Source organism: Vagococcus luciliae, assembly GCF_024637875.1.
In the GTDB taxonomy this organism is placed as follows: Bacteria; Bacillota; Bacilli; order Lactobacillales; family Vagococcaceae; genus Vagococcus; species Vagococcus luciliae.
Map to the genome: position 1 here is coordinate 1,346,075 of NZ_CP102451.1, position 16,817 is coordinate 1,362,891.

Here is a 16,817-nt window from a genome sequence, read left to right on the forward strand (position 1 = left end):
GTGCTTTTTTATGAACTAAATAATAACAAAATAATAAACACTTTTATATGATTTTGAATAACATAATTTGTCTTTATGTTATACTTTTTATAGGATTATTTAGTTTTGGAGGATGACATGGTAAACAGTAAAGAACACTTAAATCATTTGTTGGAAGAGTTAAGTCAAAAGAATAATAAAGATAAAAAATATATGATTCAATTTGAAATAGCGAATACAACGGATGAAACAATAAAATCAGTATTGCAAGAAATGCTTGCTGATTTAGAACAAGCAGAAAAAAAGAAGAAAATCCGATTATCAATTGTTGGGGTTTTGATAATTGTTATGGCTGGATTAGTATTTAGTATCAAAAAAAATGAAACTAAAAAAACAATACCATCATCTGATAGGGCAGTTGTTAACACTCAGAAAAGTACATCAATTGTCGCGTCAAAAGAATCAAAAACCACAACAGAATCAAGTTTAATTGATGAAAAACAATTAACAACAGATCAAATTAAACAATGGGTAGGTGCTGTATGGGAAAAACGTTTCGAAAATTTTCCTGACTTACAAGATTATCGTTTAACTATACGTAGTGATGAAAAGGATCGACTAGTGTACATTGATGTGTTGCCACCAGAAGATAAGCAAGTGGATAAGTATTGCGTGTTTAGGGTTAACGAAAATGGACAACTAGAAATATCTGGTTATTATTTAGGAAAAGGTGATGTCACTGGTTGGGAAGTGATATCAGATAAGTATATGGACACAACTAATGTTGAAGTAAAAAACAAAATATCGAAGCAAACTCAACAAATAACAACTAGTGAAGCAGAGACTTGGGTGAAAGATTATCTTTCTTCATCAGCCACTGAGCCAATAAATTTTGAAGACATTGGACTTCAGTCAGAAACGGATAATGAAGGGATGATTCGAGTATCTCTTTATACTTGGAATCTAGCACATACCTATAAAACATTATCTTCAGTTTTTCGTGTCACAAAAGATGGAAAATTAGAACAAGGATCACCATACTCAGAAAATGAATGGCATGTGGTGAGTGATGAATTTATAAGATGAATGTGCAGACAAAGATTAAGTTTTAGTTTTTGGGTGTAGCAATAATTAATTTAAATATTTTTTTAGTATAAAATGGATAGAACAATAAAAGTTAAAAGCAACAGTTTTTTATAGTCATTATAAAAAACTGTTGCTTTTTTGTCCGTAATAAATTGCTTTATTATAATATTTAGATTAAAAAGAAAGGGTTTTATAAATTAAAAGTACTTTAAAATATAAAATATCTATTTAAGTGTTATAATATATATATTAAATAATTATTTAATTTTTTATGAATTTTAATTAAGTTTTTTTATAACAAAAGAAACTTAATAGCACACTACGTAGTAGTTATTGTTCTAATTGGTCAAGGATACTAAGCGCACTTTTCTCATTTAGAAACATATGGGTAAAGAAGTTTCCTCTTAATGCGCCAATTAGAGCACCAGTTTTAAATTTATTATTATTAACACAGATTCTTTTTGGTATTTTGAATATTTGTTCAAGTGATAGACCAAATGTTTTATCATTTTCTAAATTTAGAATATTTCCGTACTCGTCAAAAGGTCTACCATAAGCGAATCCGCATGTTTGATTAAAAGAGTCACCAAAAAGTAAATGCTTATTTTGGTTCCATGAATCAACACTTGTGATAGAAGCAGGTGTTGCGACAGCAGTTAAAATGACATCGGATTTTTCTGCCGTAACTAATGTTTTTTGCAGTAAAGGCTCTAGTGCAAGAAGCTCTCTTGCTTGGTTGTTAATGATATAAAGAGGAGCTGTGAGCGTTAAATAATTTGCTTCAAATTTTGAAGCAGCTTTTTGAACTAATCTCATAGAACCAGCTAAAGAATGATATTTTCCTATCTCACCGACAAATTGTGTGAAAATCAAATTTTCGGTAATAGCAGGTTTAAATTGTTCAATAATTTGATAGATAGAATCACCCCAAGATAGAGAGACAATATTTGCTTGGATGATGTAATCTTCAATAATTTCAGCTGAAAATTTCCAAAAATAGTAATTGGAGTTTGTCAGATCTTCACTTTCTTTGAGGATGAAAAAAGAAGTATCAAACATAGAACCTAATAATCTCTCTAGTTCATAATTTCGCTCATAAGGGGCTTGTATGTTGATAGTAATGATTCCTTGCTCTTTGGCATCATTTAGATATTTTAATATTTTGTATCGACTTAATTCATATTTATTGGTCAGAGTTGTGATGGGAATATCTTCAATATAGTAGTCTTTTGCTAAATTAATCATGAGTTGATTGATATCATTTTTTTCCATAGTAAGGCTCCTCGACTTGTTATTTCTTTTATTATACCAAATTTTTTAAGTATATTCTTTCTAAAAAATGAAAATATATTACTATTTTTTTGAAAATATTAAAAAAATAAACAAAATCATTTACATTTTTTAAAAATAATAATAATTATTTACAATTTTTAAAATAAATTGTATAATGTGTTTATAAAAATATAAAAAGGAGCTGAGAATTTTGAATAATGAAATTCTAGAATTGCATCATGAACATATTGGTGTTTTAAGTATACAATCAGAGTTACCTGTAAAAAACGGCATTGATTTAGCTAAGGCTTATACACCGGGTGTGGCTGAACTGAGCAAACTCATTGAAAAGCATAATGAATTGGCTAGAGAATATACAATCAGTGGAAAGTTGGTTGCAGTCATTTCAGATGGTTCTGCTGTATTAGGTCTTGGAAATGTTGGGCCACAAGCTGGATTGCCTATTGTTGAAGGTAAATCTCTTTTATATAAAACGTTTGCTAATGTTGACGCTATTCCAATGGCAATTGATCAGGTAGAAATTGATGCATTTGTTGAAACAATCAAAAATATGTCTCATAGTTTTGCGGGAATACATTTAGAAGATATTCAAGCTCCAAGGTGTTTTGAAATAGAAGACAAGTTAAAGGAGCTATTAGATATACCTGTCTATCATGATGATCAAGAAGGAACAGCAATCGTTGTATTAGCTGGACTGATTAACGCGGCAAAAGTTAGTCACCGAAAATTATCTGATTTAAAGATTGTGTTAAATGGTGTTGGGGCATCAGGTGTTGCAACAGCTAAGTTACTTGCAGCAGCTGGCGTAACTCATGTGACATTAGTGGATAAAGAAGGGATCTTAACAAAATCATCAGCTCAATTGAACCCTTACCAGGAGCATTTATTATCATTATTTAACAAAAGAGAATCTGGTGATTTATCAGAGGCAATTGTGGATCAAGATGTATTTATTGGGTTATCAACGGGGAACCTTTTAACAAAAGAGATGATTCGTACGATGAATGATAATCCGATTATTTTTGCATTAGCTAACCCTGTTCCAGAGGTGACTCCTGAAGAAGCCAAGGAAGGAGGAGCAAAACTAATTGCGACTGGAAGTTCAGACTACCCTAATCAAGTGAATAATGTATTAGCCTTTCCAGGGTTATTTGCAGGACTTTTAGAAGCAAAAGCTAAATTTGTTGACGAAAAGCTACAATTACACGTTGCTAAGACATTAGCTGATTTAGTAGAAAATCCAACTGAGGATTATTTTATTCCAAATGTATTTGAAACAAGAGTTGTTCCAGCTGTTAAACAATCTGTCGTTAATTTTTTTAATTAAAAAGAGAAGAGGAATAAAAAATGGAAGAAAAAAAACAACAAACTTTTTTTGAAAAAGTGTCAAAATTAAAAATTGGATTTATCCCATTACCTATCTACCTCATTTTAGTTGTCGTTTATTTATTACTAACAGTGAATAAAATTATGCCAAATGACATGATGGGTGCCATTGGTGTTATGACATTATTTTCTTTTATCTTAGAAGAAGTTGGAAAGCATATCCCTATTTTAAACTCATTAGGGGGAAAAGTATTAGTTGTAACGTTCTTGCCATCATTTTTAGTATATAAATCTTGGCTTCCTGAATCATCTATTGAAACAGTGACAGCATTCATGAAAAATAATAACTTTTTATCTTTCTTTATCGCTTTATTAATCGTCGGTAGTATTTGTTCAATGAATCGTAAGACATTATTAAAGGCTAGTTCTAGAATTATTTTAATCTTGATTATTTGTGATGTTGTTGGTGCATTAGTTGGAACAGGTGTTGGTATGTTGCTAGGTTTGTCAGCATTTGAAGCATTTTTCTTTGTAGTAGCACCAATCATGGCTGGTGGAGTTGGTGAAGGAGCATTACCTTTATCAATTGGATACGCAGGACTTATTGCAACACAACAAGCAGATATTTTTGCTTCAATTTTACCATGTGTCATGTTAGGTAGTTTAGTGGCGGTTATTTTTGCCGGATTATTAAAAAAACTTGGTGAAAAACATCCAGAATTAACTGGTAATGGACAATTAATTGATGGTGATGATGAACACTTAGATAACTTAAAAGGTGGAAAAGTCGACGTTGATATTGAAAAAATGTTAGTCACAGGTGTCCTTGCTATTACATTATATCTATTGGGTGTTTGGGTTAATCATGTGATTCATTTACCAGCTCCAATTGTATTATTAGTCGCTGTTATGGGTGCTAAAATGTTAGGATGGATTCCAAAGGATATTGAAAATGGTGGACATTCACTTTACTCCCTCACTGTTAAAGGAATTACTCCTCCATTACTATTTGGTGTTGGGGTTGCGATGACTCCTTGGGGTTCTTTAGTTAAAGTCTTTACACATGTTCCTATGTTAATTACCATTTTTGCCACAGTTCTTTCAATTGTATTAACTGCTTACTTTGTTGGAAAAGCGTTAGGTATGTATCCTGTTGATACAGCTATTGCTGTTTCTTGTTGTAGTGGACAAGGTGGTACAGGAGCTTTAGCTATTTTAGCAGCAGGTGATCGTATGGAACTTATGCCATTTGCTCAAGTTTCAGTACGTTTAGGTGGGGCTATGATGGTAACAACCGCCATATTTTTAATGAGTTTATTCGTTTAGATAGTTAGTATAAGGAGAGATTATCATGAGTGATGAATTAAAAATTACGACTCTATTTTTAAAAGACAAAAAGACACGTCAACAGTGGGAAAGCCTGTTATATCACCATGATATCTTTTCTATTACGGATAAAGACGTTTTACTTCTTGATCAGACTTTTGGAATTTATGATAATCAAGGATTAATTGCGACAATTTCTATTGCATCAAATGTATTGAAATATTTAGTCATTGAAGAAAGGTATCGTGAAAACGGAAAGTTGTTTAATATGTTAGTCTCTCATGCTATTAACGCATTAGCTAGTCAGGGAATATTTCATGTATTAGTTTTTACAAAATTAGATTATGCTAAATCTTTTCAATATTTAGGTTTTTCTAACATTATGACGACTGAATATGGGGTTTTCTTAGAAAAAGGAGATCAATCGATTAATACCTTTTTATCACAACTCCCTTTGATAAAGGGCGATTATACGATTTCAGCAATAGTGATGAATGCCAATCCATTTACTAAGGGACATCTTTATCTGGTAGAAGAAGCATTGAAGAAAAGTGACTATGTTTATGTTTTTGTCGTAAGTGCCAATCAGTCACTATTTACGTCAGAAGAAAGATATCAGTTGGTGTGTCAAGGGGTTGAACATTTGGAACGCGCTGTTGTATGTCAAGGTGGGGAATATATGGTTAGTTTAGCTACTTTTCCTTCTTATTTTTTAAAAAATAAAGAAGAGGTGATTTCTTATCAAACACAGTTAGATGCCTTATTGTTTAAGGAGTATATCGCGAAAACCTTACATATTACTAAACGATTTTTAGGAGAAGAACCATTATCTGATACAACTAAGCGCTATAATAAAGCGTTGCTAACTTATTTGCCACCAGAAATAGAAGTAGAGATTATTCCAAGAAAAACGATTGATCATCATCAAGTTATCTCGGCAACAAAAGTTAGAGAGTGTATTCAATTTGGAGACTTAGAGTTAATTAAACAACTTGTCCCCATAACAACGTATCATTTTATTAGCGAACATTTAACCGAATTACAGAAACGATTAGACAATAATTAAAGAAAAGGAAGAGAATTATGGACATCAAAAAAACAGCGATTGCTGGAACACTTGAATCTAGTGATATTCAAATTATGGTATCAATTGGTGAAAATGGTATTGAACTTGATTTAGAAAGTCAGGTTATTGAACAATTTGGTAAACAAATTAAAGCCGTTATTTTAGAAACGTTTGACAAATATGGTATAAAAAATGCGACAGTTAAAGCAGTTGATAAAGGTGCGCTAGATTGTACCATTAAAGCACGTACAGAAGCAGCCATTCAACGTGCCATTGAAAAAGATCATGATCTAAATTGGGAGGCGCTAATCTAATGGAAAGATTAAGAAGAACAATGATGTTTGTGCCAGGAAATAATCCTAGCATGATTAAAGATGCAGGGATTTATGGAGCCGATTCAATTATGTTTGACTTAGAAGATGCTGTATCTATGACAGAAAAGGATGTTGCAAGATTACTTGTGTTTGAAGCGTTACAAACAGTCGATTATGGTGATACTGAATTAGTAGTTCGTATCAATGATTTACATTCAGAATTTGGTCGAGCAGATATTTTTGCTGTGGTGAAAGCCGGAGTAGATGTTATTAGACTTCCTAAAACAGAGACCGTAGAAGATATTGTTGAAGTAGAAAAAGTCATTGAAGAAGCAGAAAACTTTTTTGGTATTCCAGTGGGAACAACTAAAATGATGGCAGCAATTGAAGGAGCTAAAGGGGTATTAAATGCACCGGCTATTGCTGTTGCAAGCAATCGTCTAATTGGTATCGCAATTGGAGCAGAAGATTATGTGACAAATATGAAAACCAGACGTTATCCAGATGGAAAAGAGTTATTCTTTGCTCGTAGTATGATTTTACATGCAGCAAGAGCGGCTGGTATCGCCGCATTTGATACAGTGTATTCTGATGTTAATAATGAAGAAGGTTTATTAAATGAAGTGACATTGATTCATCAATTAGGCTTTGATGGCAAATCAGTTATTAATCCAAGACAAATTCCTGTTGTAAACAGTGTATATCAACCAACTGAAAAAGAAATTAAACATGCTAAAGATGTGGTTTATGCGATTGAAGAAGCGAAGAAAAAAGGTTCTGGTGTTATCTCGTTAAACGGTAAAATGATTGATAAACCAATTGTTGAACGTGCTGAACGTGTCATTATGCTAGCAAAAGCATCAGGACTTTTGGATGAAGGAGAGTTTTAAATGAAAAACAAAGTGAATCGTGACATACCAGATAAATTTTTAACAGATTATTCTGTTTTTGAAACAACTACAATTGATCATCAAAAAATTGATTATAAAGCCCCTACTGTCAAAGTCGTTTCTCAAAAAGATACAAAATTAGTTCATAGTATTAAAGAAGTCATTGAAAAAGTTGGATTAGAAAATGGTATGACCATTTCATTTCATCATCATTTTAGAGAAGGGGATTACGTCTTCAATCAAGTGATGTCTGTTATTAAAGAAATGGGATTTAAAGACTTAACTCTAGCGCCTAGTTCTTTAACTAATGTAATGAATGATATGGTTGTTGAGTGTATCAAATCAGGTGTCATTACACATATTACTTCTAGTGGTATGCGTGGATCATTAGGAGAGTTTATTTCTCATGGTGGATTGGATAATCCAGTTATTTTAAGATCACATGGTGGTCGTGCAAGAGCAGTTGAACAAGGTGAAATAAAAATAGATGTCGCCTTTTTAGGTGTACCAAATGCAGATGAATATGGAAATGCAAACGCGATTCATGGAAAAGCAGTCTTTGGTTCTCTAGGTTATGCGATGGTCGATGCAAAATATGCGGATAATGTAGTCTTGATTACGGATACATTAGTGCCATATCCATGTACACCAATCAGTATTCCACAAACACAAGTTGACTATGTTGTGGAAGTTGATGAAATTGGTAATCCTGAAAAAATTGGGGCTGGTGCGACACGTTTCACTAAAGATCCTAAGGAATTAAAAATTGCTCAACTCACTAATGATGTGATTACACAATCACCTTATTTTAAAAATGGCTTTTCTTTCCAAACAGGTACTGGTGGTGCAGCTTTAGCTGTTAGTCGTTACTTAAAGGAAAGTATGGAAAAAGAAAATATAAAAGCTTCTTTTGCTTTAGGTGGTATCACTAAACCAACAGTTGACTTATTAAGTGAAGGATTTATTGAAAAAGTGTTGGATGTGCAAGATTTTGATAAAGGTGCTGCTTTAGGGATGGCTGAGCATGAAAATCAACAAGAAATTGATGCATCATTTTATGCTGATCCCTTTAATAAAGGTGCTGTAGTTAATCAATTAGATATTGTCATTTTATCAGCGCTTGAAATTGATACAAAATTTAATGTAAATGTTATGACAGGTTCTGATGGTGTGTTAAGAGGAGCGATTGGTGGGCATCAAGATGCGGCTAATGCTAAATTAACAATTATCACAGCACCACTTGTTCGTGGAAGAATACCAACAGTTGTAAACGATGTGACAACGGTGATTACACCAGGAGATAGCATTGATATTTTAGTTACTGAGGTAGGGATTGCTATTAATCCTAAACGTGAAGATTTAAAAGAAATTTTTGCTAATTCTAAAGTTCCAGTGTTTACAATTGAAGAATTACAACAGCGTGCTGAAAAAATTGTCGGTGTTCCCGAAAATTTAGAATTTACTGATCGTGTTGTAGCACTCGTTGAATATCGTGATGGAACATTAATTGATATTGTAAAACAAATAAAAGAATAGGTGTGACTCTTAATGAAAAATGTATTTGAAAAAGGACAAGAAATATCTTTAATGGATGCGTTAGATAATCGAGAAGATCGCGTAGCTTTACAAAAAAAATTATTAGCGCGTCACCCTAAAAGTACATTAATTTCTTTAAAGATGAACATACCTGGACCAATTAAAACCAATGATGCTATTAATAAGGTATTTCACTCCGCGAGTAATATGCTTCAACACTATTTATTAGCCAGTAGTGTAACGTTACTTGCGGAAACCTATCGTGATCTACCAACCGGGCCAGAAGGGTACTTTGTTATTGAAATGAGTGGCATTGATGCAAAAAAATTATGTATTAAGTTAGAAAATAATTTTTCGTTAAGCTCTATGATTGATTTGGATGTTTATGTTACAGTTGGTAGCAGCATTCAGGATATTTCTAGACAATCATTAAGCCTCTCCCCCAGAAAGTGTTTTGTTTGTCAAAACGATGCTAAGGCTTGTGCTAGAAGTAAAAAACACACCCTAAAAGAAATTCAACGCGAGTTAGTGACGCTATACACTTATTATTATCTTTCTAATACTAAAAAAGCAGTATCTCAATGTGCTCAAAAAGCATTATTATATGAAGTGACGTGTACCCCAAAGCCTGGCTTGGTAGATGCGATTGATTCTGGGGCTCATGAAGACATGACTATTTATACTTTTATAAATAGTAGTTGTGCATTAACTCCATTTTTTGATTCTTTTTTTGAAGCAGGATTTTATTACTCTAAAGATCAACCATTAAGTGGATTATTTAATAAAATACGTCCAATCGGGATAGAAGCAGAAAAATCTATGAATGAAGCGACTCAACAAATAAATACGCATAAAGGTGCCATTTTTTCTTTAGGTGTATTGATAACTGCTTTAGGATATTCTTTTGCTCAATCTGGTAGTTTAGATTTAATTGATATTCAAGAAATCATAAAAGAGATGTTAAGGTATTTGATGGCTGATTTTGATGGATTGGAAAATAAAGATCCGAAAGATTTGACAATTGGAGAAAAGTTATTTTTAGATTACGGTATTTCAGGAATTCGAGGAGAAGCAAGCAGTGGTTATTCAATCGTATTTAATCACTCACTACCATATTTGGTTAATCAAACAACAGGTGATATTAATGATCGAATGATTGATACTTTATTGTATTTATTAAAATATTCTAAAGATACTAATCTTATAAAACGGGCAGGTACTGTGGAAATATTAGATGAAGCAAGACAAAGCGCAACGGATATTCTAGCTGCTGGTGGAGTAAAATCAAATCTAGGGAGACAATTATATCTTGATATGATTCGTGAGTATAAAGAAAGAAATTTAAGCATTGGTGGAACGGCTGATTTATTAATTATGACGTTATGTCTTTATTTTATCGAACAATTATCTTAAAAAAGCTACCTATAAAATGGGTAGTTTTTTTATTTTAGGAGGACATTAATTATAATCATAAGACTTAATGTGTTTATGACACTTATTATGTTGAAAATCAGGCATAAAAATAGGGAATAAAATGAAAATGTGGTACTATTTTACTAAAGTTACTTTTAGTAAGTAATAAAAGGGAGGAACCATTTGATGAAAAAAGTGTTAGGTTTAATTTTTCTGTTAACCATATTATCAGCTTGTTCAGATAAAGCAGAGAAAGAACAAGTAGTCACTTCTGACACGAGTACGATTGAAACAATTAGTTCTTCTACTTCTCAATCGGTTGAAGCAACAGAACAATCGTCAAGTCATGTTTTAAAGAAGTTTGAATCAGGAATATTACTTCAAGCTGTTGGGAATAATGACGTTAATCAAGTTAAAGAAATATTATCTGATTATGATTATATAGTCGACGAGCAAAATGAGAAAGGCGAAACACCTTTAGTCATAGCGACACATAACAATCAGGTGGAAATTGCAAAATTATTAATTGATGTAGGAGCGGATGTTAATAAACAGGATAACATTCAAGATAGTGCTTATTTGTATGCTGCAGCTCAAGGTAAGACAGAGATTTTAGCTTATATATTGGAAAATAGTACTCCAAATCAAGCGATTTATAATCGATTTGGCGGAAATGCTATTATTCCAGCTGCTGAAAAAGGACATTTAGAAAATGTTAAATTATTAATTGAAGATGGAAAGGTAGATATTAATCATCAAAATAATTCTGGCTATACTGCCTTAATAGAAGCTGTTGCTTTAAGAGATGGTTCAAAGGTTTATCAAAATATCGTGGCTGAATTACTAAAAGCTGGAGCGGATAAATCTCTAAGGGATTATTCAGGTCGTACAGCTGAAGATTATGCTAAGCAATTAGGATACACTTCAATCTTGAAGCAATTAGAGTAGTAACTACAAGTTATATGGGGGCGTGAAAGTTAGATAAAACTTAACTTTTCACGTCCTTTTTGTACTAGAGTTAGAATCTCTAATAGGAAATATCCCTTAATCGTCCCTTTTTTTTCTTAAAGAGTTTTATTTTTCATAAACAAATGATAGAATGTATAAGATGACCTTATTATGTAAGATGTCAATACTTCTAGGAGAATAAGGATGAGAGGGTAGGAAAAATTTCATGGCTAATTTTTTAAAACAATTAATCGAAAATGATAAAAAGGATTTAAAACGCTTGGGACATATGGCTGATAATATTGATAAATTGGCACCACAAATGTCAGAGCTAACAGATGACCAACTTAAAGCAAAAACAGAGGAATTTAAAGAACGTTATACAAAAGGTGAAACATTAGATGATTTACTTTTTGAAGCATTTGCAGTTGTTAGAGAAGCAGCTAAACGCGTTCTAGGATTATTTCCATATAAAGTGCAAATGATGGGTGGAATTGTACTACATGAAGGTGGCATTCCAGAGATGAAAACTGGTGAAGGTAAAACCTTGACTGCTACTATGCCAGTTTATCTAAATGCTTTATCAGGTGAAGGGGTACACGTTGTAACCGTCAATGAGTACTTATCAACACGTGATGCAAGTGAGATGGGTGAGTTATATAACTTTTTAGGTCTAACAGTTGGATTAAATATTAATTCAAAATCTTCGGATGAAAAACGTTTAGCTTACTCATGTGATATTACTTATTCAACAAATAATGAATTAGGGTTTGATTATTTAAGAGATAATATGGTTGTCTACAAAGAACAAATGGTTCAACGTCCATTAAATTTTGCTGTAGTGGATGAGGTCGATTCAATTTTAATTGATGAAGCTAGAACACCATTGATTATTTCTGGTCAAGCTGAAAAATCAACTGCTTATTATACAAGAGTTGATAATTTTATCAAAACATTAACTGAAGAAGAAGATTACAAAATTGATGTTCAATCAAAGACAATTAGTTTGACAGAACAAGGTATTACAAAAGCAGAAAAATATTTTGATGTCAACAACCTTTATGATATTGAAAATACGTCTTTAACACATTATGTAGATCAATCATTACGTGCTAACTATATTATGTTACGTGATATTGATTACGTCGTTCAAGAAGGTAAAGTATTAATCGTGGATCAATTTACTGGTCGTATCATGGATGGTCGTCGTTATTCAGATGGTCTTCATCAAGCAATCGAAGCCAAAGAAGGCGTAGACATCGAAGATGAAACAAAAACAATGGCAAATATTACATTCCAGAACTACTTCCGTATGTATAAAAAATTATCAGGTATGACTGGTACAGCGAAAACAGAAGAAGAAGAGTTTAGAGAAATTTATAACATGCAAGTTATTCAAATTCCGACAAACAAACCAATCATTCGTGATGATCGTGCGGATTTATTATACCCAACACTATCAAGTAAGTTCCATGCAGTAGTGAAAGATATTAAAGAGCGTCATGAAAAGGGCCAACCAGTATTAGTGGGGACAGTTGCCGTTGAAACCTCAGAGTTATTATCTGATCTACTGAATAAGGAAAAAGTACCGCATCAAATTTTAAATGCGAAAAATCATTTTAAAGAAGCCGAAATTATCATGAATGCTGGTCAAAAAGGTGCTGTGACGATTGCGACAAATATGGCTGGTCGTGGTACAGATATTCGTTTAGGCGCTGGTGTACGTGAAGTCGGTGGATTAGCTGTTATCGGGACTGAACGCCATGAATCTCGTCGTATTGATAATCAGTTACGTGGTCGTGCTGGTCGTCAAGGAGACCCAGGTATGTCACAATTCTATCTATCACTTGAAGATGATTTGATGAAACGTTTTGGTTCTGAAAGAATTAAAATGTTCTTAGATCGTATGAAGTTAGAAGAAGAAGATGCTGTCATTCAAAGTAAGATGTTATCTAAACAAGTAGAATCAGCTCAAAAACGTGTAGAAGGAAATAACTACGATACACGTAAGAACGTCTTGCAATATGATGACGTGATGCGTGAACAACGTGAAGTCATTTATAAACAACGTCGTGAAGTAATTATGTCAGAAGTCGATTTACAACCTGTTTTACTTGGAATGGTTGAAAGAACTGTGGATCGCTATGTTGATGGACACACTCAAGGTGAGAAAAAAGATTGGAACCTTGAAGGATTAGTAGACTTTGTTGGTTCAGCTATTACGCATGAAGATGCCATTAGTTTATCTGATTTTGAAGGTAAAACACCTGAGGAAATGAAAACATTCATTTACGACAAAGCAAAAGCGATCTATAATGAAAAAGCAGAAATTTTAAGTAGTGAAGAACAGTTATTAGAATTCCAAAAAGTGGTTATCTTAAGAGTAGTCGATACAAAATGGACAGACCATATTGATGCGATGGACCAATTAAGAGAATCTATTGGATTACGTGCTTATGGACAAAATAATCCATTGGTTGATTATCAAACTGAAGGATATGATATGTTTAATAATATGGTTGGTGCGATCGAATATGAAGTCACTCGCTTATTCATGAAATCTGAAATCAGACAAAATGTTCAACGTGAGCAAGTGGCTCAAGGTGATGCTGTTAAGCCAACTTTAGAGCAAGGACAAGTATCTAATGATGAGAAAAAACAACCGATTCGTGTTGACGAAAAAATTGGACGCAATGATTTATGTCCATGTGGCAGTGGCAAGAAATATAAAAATTGTCATGGTAAACCATCATAATAAATCAAGAAGCGACTTAGTTTAACTGAGTCGCTTCCCTTATTTAAAGAAAGGGAGATAATTAATGGAAATTAGCGATATAAAAAATGAATTAGGTAAAATTGAAACAAAAATAACAAATTTTAGGGGGTCTCTTTGACTTAGAGTCGCTAGAAGAACAAATTGCTGAAGGTGAATACGAAATGGCTACGCCTGGCTTTTGGGATGATAATGAATCTGCTCAGATAGTTATTGATAAAGTGAATCAATTAAAATCGCAATATGATACTTTTAAAAAAACTGAGGAAGCTTATGAGGAATTAGAAATCTTACTGGAAATGGCTGAAGAAGGTGATGAAGAGTCACAAAAAGAATTAGAAGAAAAGTTAGTAAAAACGATTCAAATTGTAGAAGAGTATGAATTAGCTCAACTACTTAATGGTGAGTATGATCAAAATAATGCTGTTTTAGAACTTCATCCTGGAGCAGGTGGAACAGAGTCACAAGATTGGGGAAGTATGCTTCTTAGAATGTATACTAGATGGGCTGAATCAAAGGGATTTCAAGTTGAAACAGTTGATTATCAAGCTGGAGATGAAGCAGGGATTAAAAGTGTCACACTCTTAATCAAAGGATACAATGCCTATGGTTATTTGAAGTCTGAAAAAGGCGTTCATCGATTGGTTCGTATTTCGCCATTTGATTCCAACTCGAGACGTCATACATCCTTTTGTTCAGTCGATGTGATGCCAGAGTTAACAAATGATATTAATATTGAGGTCAAACCAGATGATATTAAAGTTGACACATTCCGTGCTAGTGGAGCTGGTGGTCAGCATATTAATAAAACAGACTCAGCTGTCAGAATCACCCATATCCCAACAGGATTTGTGGTATCTAGTCAGGCTCAACGTTCTCAATTAAAAAATAGAGAGCAAGCGATGAGTATGTTAAAAGCAAAGTTATATCAATTAGAAATTGAAAAACAAGAACAAGAAGCAGCTGCGATTAAAGGCGAGCAGTTAGAAATAGGCTGGGGTTCACAAATACGATCTTATGTGTTTCATCCGTACTCGATGGTTAAAGACCATCGAACAAATTACGAAGTGGGAAATACTCAACCAGTAATGGATGGAGACTTAGATGGTTTTATTGACGCTTATTTAAGATGGAAATTGTAATACTTTATTTGACAGTTAATAAGTAATTGATATATATTTGTAATCAAATCCTAAAGAAGACATGTTATACTATATTCGGATTGATTATTATATATTAGTCAAAATAACAATAACAAGTTGGAGAGATAAACTTATGATAGAAATGAAGAAAGTAACAAAGAAATACTCCAATGGGACAACAGCGATTCGTAATTTATCCATTACAATTAATCAAGGTGAGTTTGTTTATGTCGTTGGCCCAAGTGGGGCAGGTAAATCAACTTTCATCAAATTAATGTACCGTGAAGAAGCCGCAACTAAAGGAACATTAAATGTTTGTGGATATGATTTATTAACAATAAAAAATCGCAATGTTCCTTATTTACGTCGTGAAATAGGTATTGTATTTCAAGATTACAAGCTTTTGGCACATAAAACAGTGTATGAAAATGTTGCTTATGCCATGCAAGTAATCGGAAAAAAACCACGTGAAATCAAACGTCGTGTACTAGAAGTACTTGACTTAGTTGGGTTAAAACATAAAGTTCGTGTTTTTCCTGATGAATTATCAGGTGGGGAACAACAACGTGTGGCAATTGCAAGAGCCATCGTGAACACACCAAAAGTACTTATCGCAGATGAACCAACAGGAAATTTAGACCCAGAAAATTCATGGGAAATTATGGAGCTATTAGAGCGAATTAATAATCAAGGAACAACTGTTGTTATGGCCACACATAATAGCACAATTGTAAATAAAATTCGTCATCGCGTATTAGCTATTGAAAATGGTCGCATTACAAGAGACCAAGATGAGGGGGATTATGGCTACGATGATTAGTAATTTTTTTAGACACATAGGTAGTGCATTGAAGAACTTAAAAAGAAACGGATGGATGACATTAGCGTCTATCAGTGCTGTAACCGTAACATTAACGCTTGTTGGAATTTTTCTAGGTGTTATTTTAAATGTTGCAAAAATTGCAGATGATATAAAAGATAATGTGGATGTCTCTGTTTTTATTGATATTGGAACACCTGAAAAGGAAGTAAAAGAATTAGGTGAAAAGTTAAAAGATATTGATGGGGTAAAAGATGTTACTTTTTCTAGTAAACAAAATGAATATAAAAAGTTAGTAGATAAGTTGGGGGATACATGGAAACTTTTCGGTGAAGATGAGAATCCATTGTATGATGTTTATGTCTTAACAGCTTCTAACGCAGAGGATATACCAGATATACAAAAGGCAGCATCTGACTTACCAAGTGTGCAAAAGGCCGATTACGGTGGACGAAATTCCGATAAGTTATTCAAGATTTCTAAAGATGTAAGATTATGGGGGACAATTGCAGCCGTCTTCTTACTAGGCGTAGCAGTATTCTTAATTTCTAACACAATTCGTATCACGATTATTTCAAGAAAACGTGAGATTCAAATTATGCGTCTTGTAGGAGCTAAAAATGGTTTTATTAAAGGACCATTCTTCTTAGAAGGAGCATTTATTGGCCTATTGGGATCGGTCATACCTGTTTTGCTTGTAACGTTTGCTTATCCAAGAGTATATGTTATTTTTACAAAGAGTATGATTGCTAATGCATCATATGATTTGATTGCTCCAGGTAATTTAATGTGGCAATTAAATACATTACTCATCGTCGTAGGTGTGGTGATTGGTTCCATGGGTTCTGTGATGTCTATGAGACGATTCTTAAAAATATAATATATAAGAAAGAAATAAGACAGTT

Annotated in this window: 14 protein-coding genes; 13 read left to right on the forward strand and 1 reads right to left on the reverse strand. The window is 33.1% G+C overall.

The genetic code is table 11. The annotated features are described in order from the left end of the window. Positions 1-117: 117 nt before the first annotated feature. The gene (locus G314FT_RS06585) at positions 118-1,065 is read left to right on the forward strand and encodes a hypothetical protein (protein ID WP_257699646.1); all 948 of its coding nucleotides are present in this window, start codon (positions 118-120) and stop codon (positions 1,063-1,065) included. A 330-nt stretch (positions 1,066-1,395) separates the two neighbouring features. Here G314FT_RS06585 and G314FT_RS06590 read toward each other — a convergent pair whose 3' ends face one another. Further along, positions 1,396-2,337, reverse strand: a complete 942-nt coding sequence (locus G314FT_RS06590; RefSeq protein WP_257699648.1) for a sugar-binding domain-containing protein — start codon at positions 2,335-2,337, stop codon at positions 1,396-1,398. 211 nt (positions 2,338-2,548) lie between these two features. On the opposite strand from G314FT_RS06590, the gene G314FT_RS06595 reads away from it, so the two are divergent. The 12 genes from G314FT_RS06595 (at position 2,549) to ftsX (ending at position 16,792) form a co-directional block, all read left to right on the forward strand. Beyond that, positions 2,549-3,685: an NAD(P)-dependent malic enzyme gene (locus G314FT_RS06595; protein WP_257699649.1), complete on the forward strand. Its 1,137-nt coding sequence runs from the start codon at positions 2,549-2,551 to the stop codon at positions 3,683-3,685. 20 nt (positions 3,686-3,705) lie between these two features. Then, on the forward strand, positions 3,706-5,010 hold the full coding sequence (locus tag G314FT_RS06600; protein WP_257699650.1) for a 2-hydroxycarboxylate transporter family protein: 1,305 nt from the start codon (positions 3,706-3,708) through the stop codon (positions 5,008-5,010). A 25-nt stretch (positions 5,011-5,035) separates the two neighbouring features. Beyond that, positions 5,036-6,076: a [citrate (pro-3S)-lyase] ligase gene (citC, locus tag G314FT_RS06605; RefSeq protein WP_257699652.1), complete on the forward strand. Its 1,041-nt coding sequence runs from the start codon at positions 5,036-5,038 to the stop codon at positions 6,074-6,076. A gap of 17 nt (positions 6,077-6,093) precedes the next feature. Next, a complete protein-coding gene (gene citD / locus G314FT_RS06610) occupies positions 6,094-6,390 on the forward strand; it encodes a citrate lyase acyl carrier protein (protein ID WP_257699654.1) in 297 nt (98 codons plus the stop codon). Beyond that, positions 6,390-7,280 (forward strand): citrate (pro-3S)-lyase subunit beta, encoded by an 891-nt coding sequence (gene citE / locus G314FT_RS06615; protein WP_257699655.1) that lies wholly within the window; start codon positions 6,390-6,392, stop codon positions 7,278-7,280. Before citD ends, citE begins: the two co-directional genes overlap by 1 nt. Then, positions 7,281-8,816: a citrate lyase subunit alpha gene (citF, locus tag G314FT_RS06620; RefSeq protein ID WP_257699659.1), complete on the forward strand. Its 1,536-nt coding sequence runs from the start codon at positions 7,281-7,283 to the stop codon at positions 8,814-8,816. A gap of 12 nt (positions 8,817-8,828) precedes the next feature. Next, positions 8,829-10,229: a triphosphoribosyl-dephospho-CoA synthase CitG gene (citG, locus tag G314FT_RS06625; RefSeq protein WP_257699685.1), complete on the forward strand. Its 1,401-nt coding sequence runs from the start codon at positions 8,829-8,831 to the stop codon at positions 10,227-10,229. 186 nt (positions 10,230-10,415) lie between these two features. Beyond that, positions 10,416-11,177, forward strand: coding sequence for an ankyrin repeat domain-containing protein (locus G314FT_RS06630; protein WP_257699687.1), 762 nt, complete (start codon positions 10,416-10,418; stop codon positions 11,175-11,177). A 226-nt stretch (positions 11,178-11,403) separates the two neighbouring features. Then, positions 11,404-13,932 carry a preprotein translocase subunit SecA gene (gene secA, locus G314FT_RS06635; RefSeq protein WP_257699689.1) on the forward strand — a complete coding sequence of 843 codons (2,529 nt, stop codon included), beginning with the start codon at positions 11,404-11,406 and terminating at the stop codon, positions 13,930-13,932. A 64-nt stretch (positions 13,933-13,996) separates the two neighbouring features. Next, positions 13,997-15,092, forward strand: a protein-coding gene (gene prfB, locus G314FT_RS06640; protein ID WP_257699691.1) for a peptide chain release factor 2 whose coding sequence is annotated in 2 segments (ribosomal slippage) — positions 13,997-14,068 and positions 14,070-15,092 — 1,095 coding nt in all. Because the reading frame shifts where the segments join, the coding sequence is not laid out codon by codon here. A 133-nt stretch (positions 15,093-15,225) separates the two neighbouring features. After that, positions 15,226-15,912, forward strand: coding sequence for a cell division ATP-binding protein FtsE (gene ftsE / locus G314FT_RS06645; protein WP_117972934.1), 687 nt, complete (start codon positions 15,226-15,228; stop codon positions 15,910-15,912). Further along, positions 15,905-16,792 (forward strand): permease-like cell division protein FtsX, encoded by an 888-nt coding sequence (ftsX, locus tag G314FT_RS06650; RefSeq protein ID WP_279348169.1) that lies wholly within the window; start codon positions 15,905-15,907, stop codon positions 16,790-16,792. Before ftsE ends, ftsX begins: the two co-directional genes overlap by 8 nt. Positions 16,793-16,817 lie beyond the last annotated feature (25 nt).

Excerpts from the sequence above, each read along its gene's own strand:
- G314FT_RS06585 (WP_257699646.1), top strand. The coding sequence starts at position 118 with ATGGTAAACAGTAAAGAACACTTAAATCATTTGTTGGAAGAGTTAAGT.
- G314FT_RS06590 (WP_257699648.1), bottom strand. The coding sequence starts at position 2,337 with ATGGAAAAAAATGATATCAATCAACTCATGATTAATTTAGCAAAAGAC.
- G314FT_RS06600 (WP_257699650.1), top strand. The coding sequence starts at position 3,706 with ATGGAAGAAAAAAAACAACAAACTTTTTTTGAAAAAGTGTCAAAATTA.
- citC (WP_257699652.1), top strand. The coding sequence starts at position 5,036 with ATGAGTGATGAATTAAAAATTACGACTCTATTTTTAAAAGACAAAAAG.
- citD (WP_257699654.1), top strand. The coding sequence starts at position 6,094 with ATGGACATCAAAAAAACAGCGATTGCTGGAACACTTGAATCTAGTGAT.
- citE (WP_257699655.1), top strand. The coding sequence starts at position 6,390 with ATGGAAAGATTAAGAAGAACAATGATGTTTGTGCCAGGAAATAATCCT.
- citF (WP_257699659.1), top strand. The coding sequence starts at position 7,281 with ATGAAAAACAAAGTGAATCGTGACATACCAGATAAATTTTTAACAGAT.
- citG (WP_257699685.1), top strand. The coding sequence starts at position 8,829 with ATGAAAAATGTATTTGAAAAAGGACAAGAAATATCTTTAATGGATGCG.
- G314FT_RS06630 (WP_257699687.1), top strand. The coding sequence starts at position 10,416 with ATGAAAAAAGTGTTAGGTTTAATTTTTCTGTTAACCATATTATCAGCT.
- secA (WP_257699689.1), top strand. The coding sequence starts at position 11,404 with ATGGCTAATTTTTTAAAACAATTAATCGAAAATGATAAAAAGGATTTA.
- ftsE (WP_117972934.1), top strand. The coding sequence starts at position 15,226 with ATGATAGAAATGAAGAAAGTAACAAAGAAATACTCCAATGGGACAACA.
- ftsX (WP_279348169.1), top strand. The coding sequence starts at position 15,905 with ATGATTAGTAATTTTTTTAGACACATAGGTAGTGCATTGAAGAACTTA.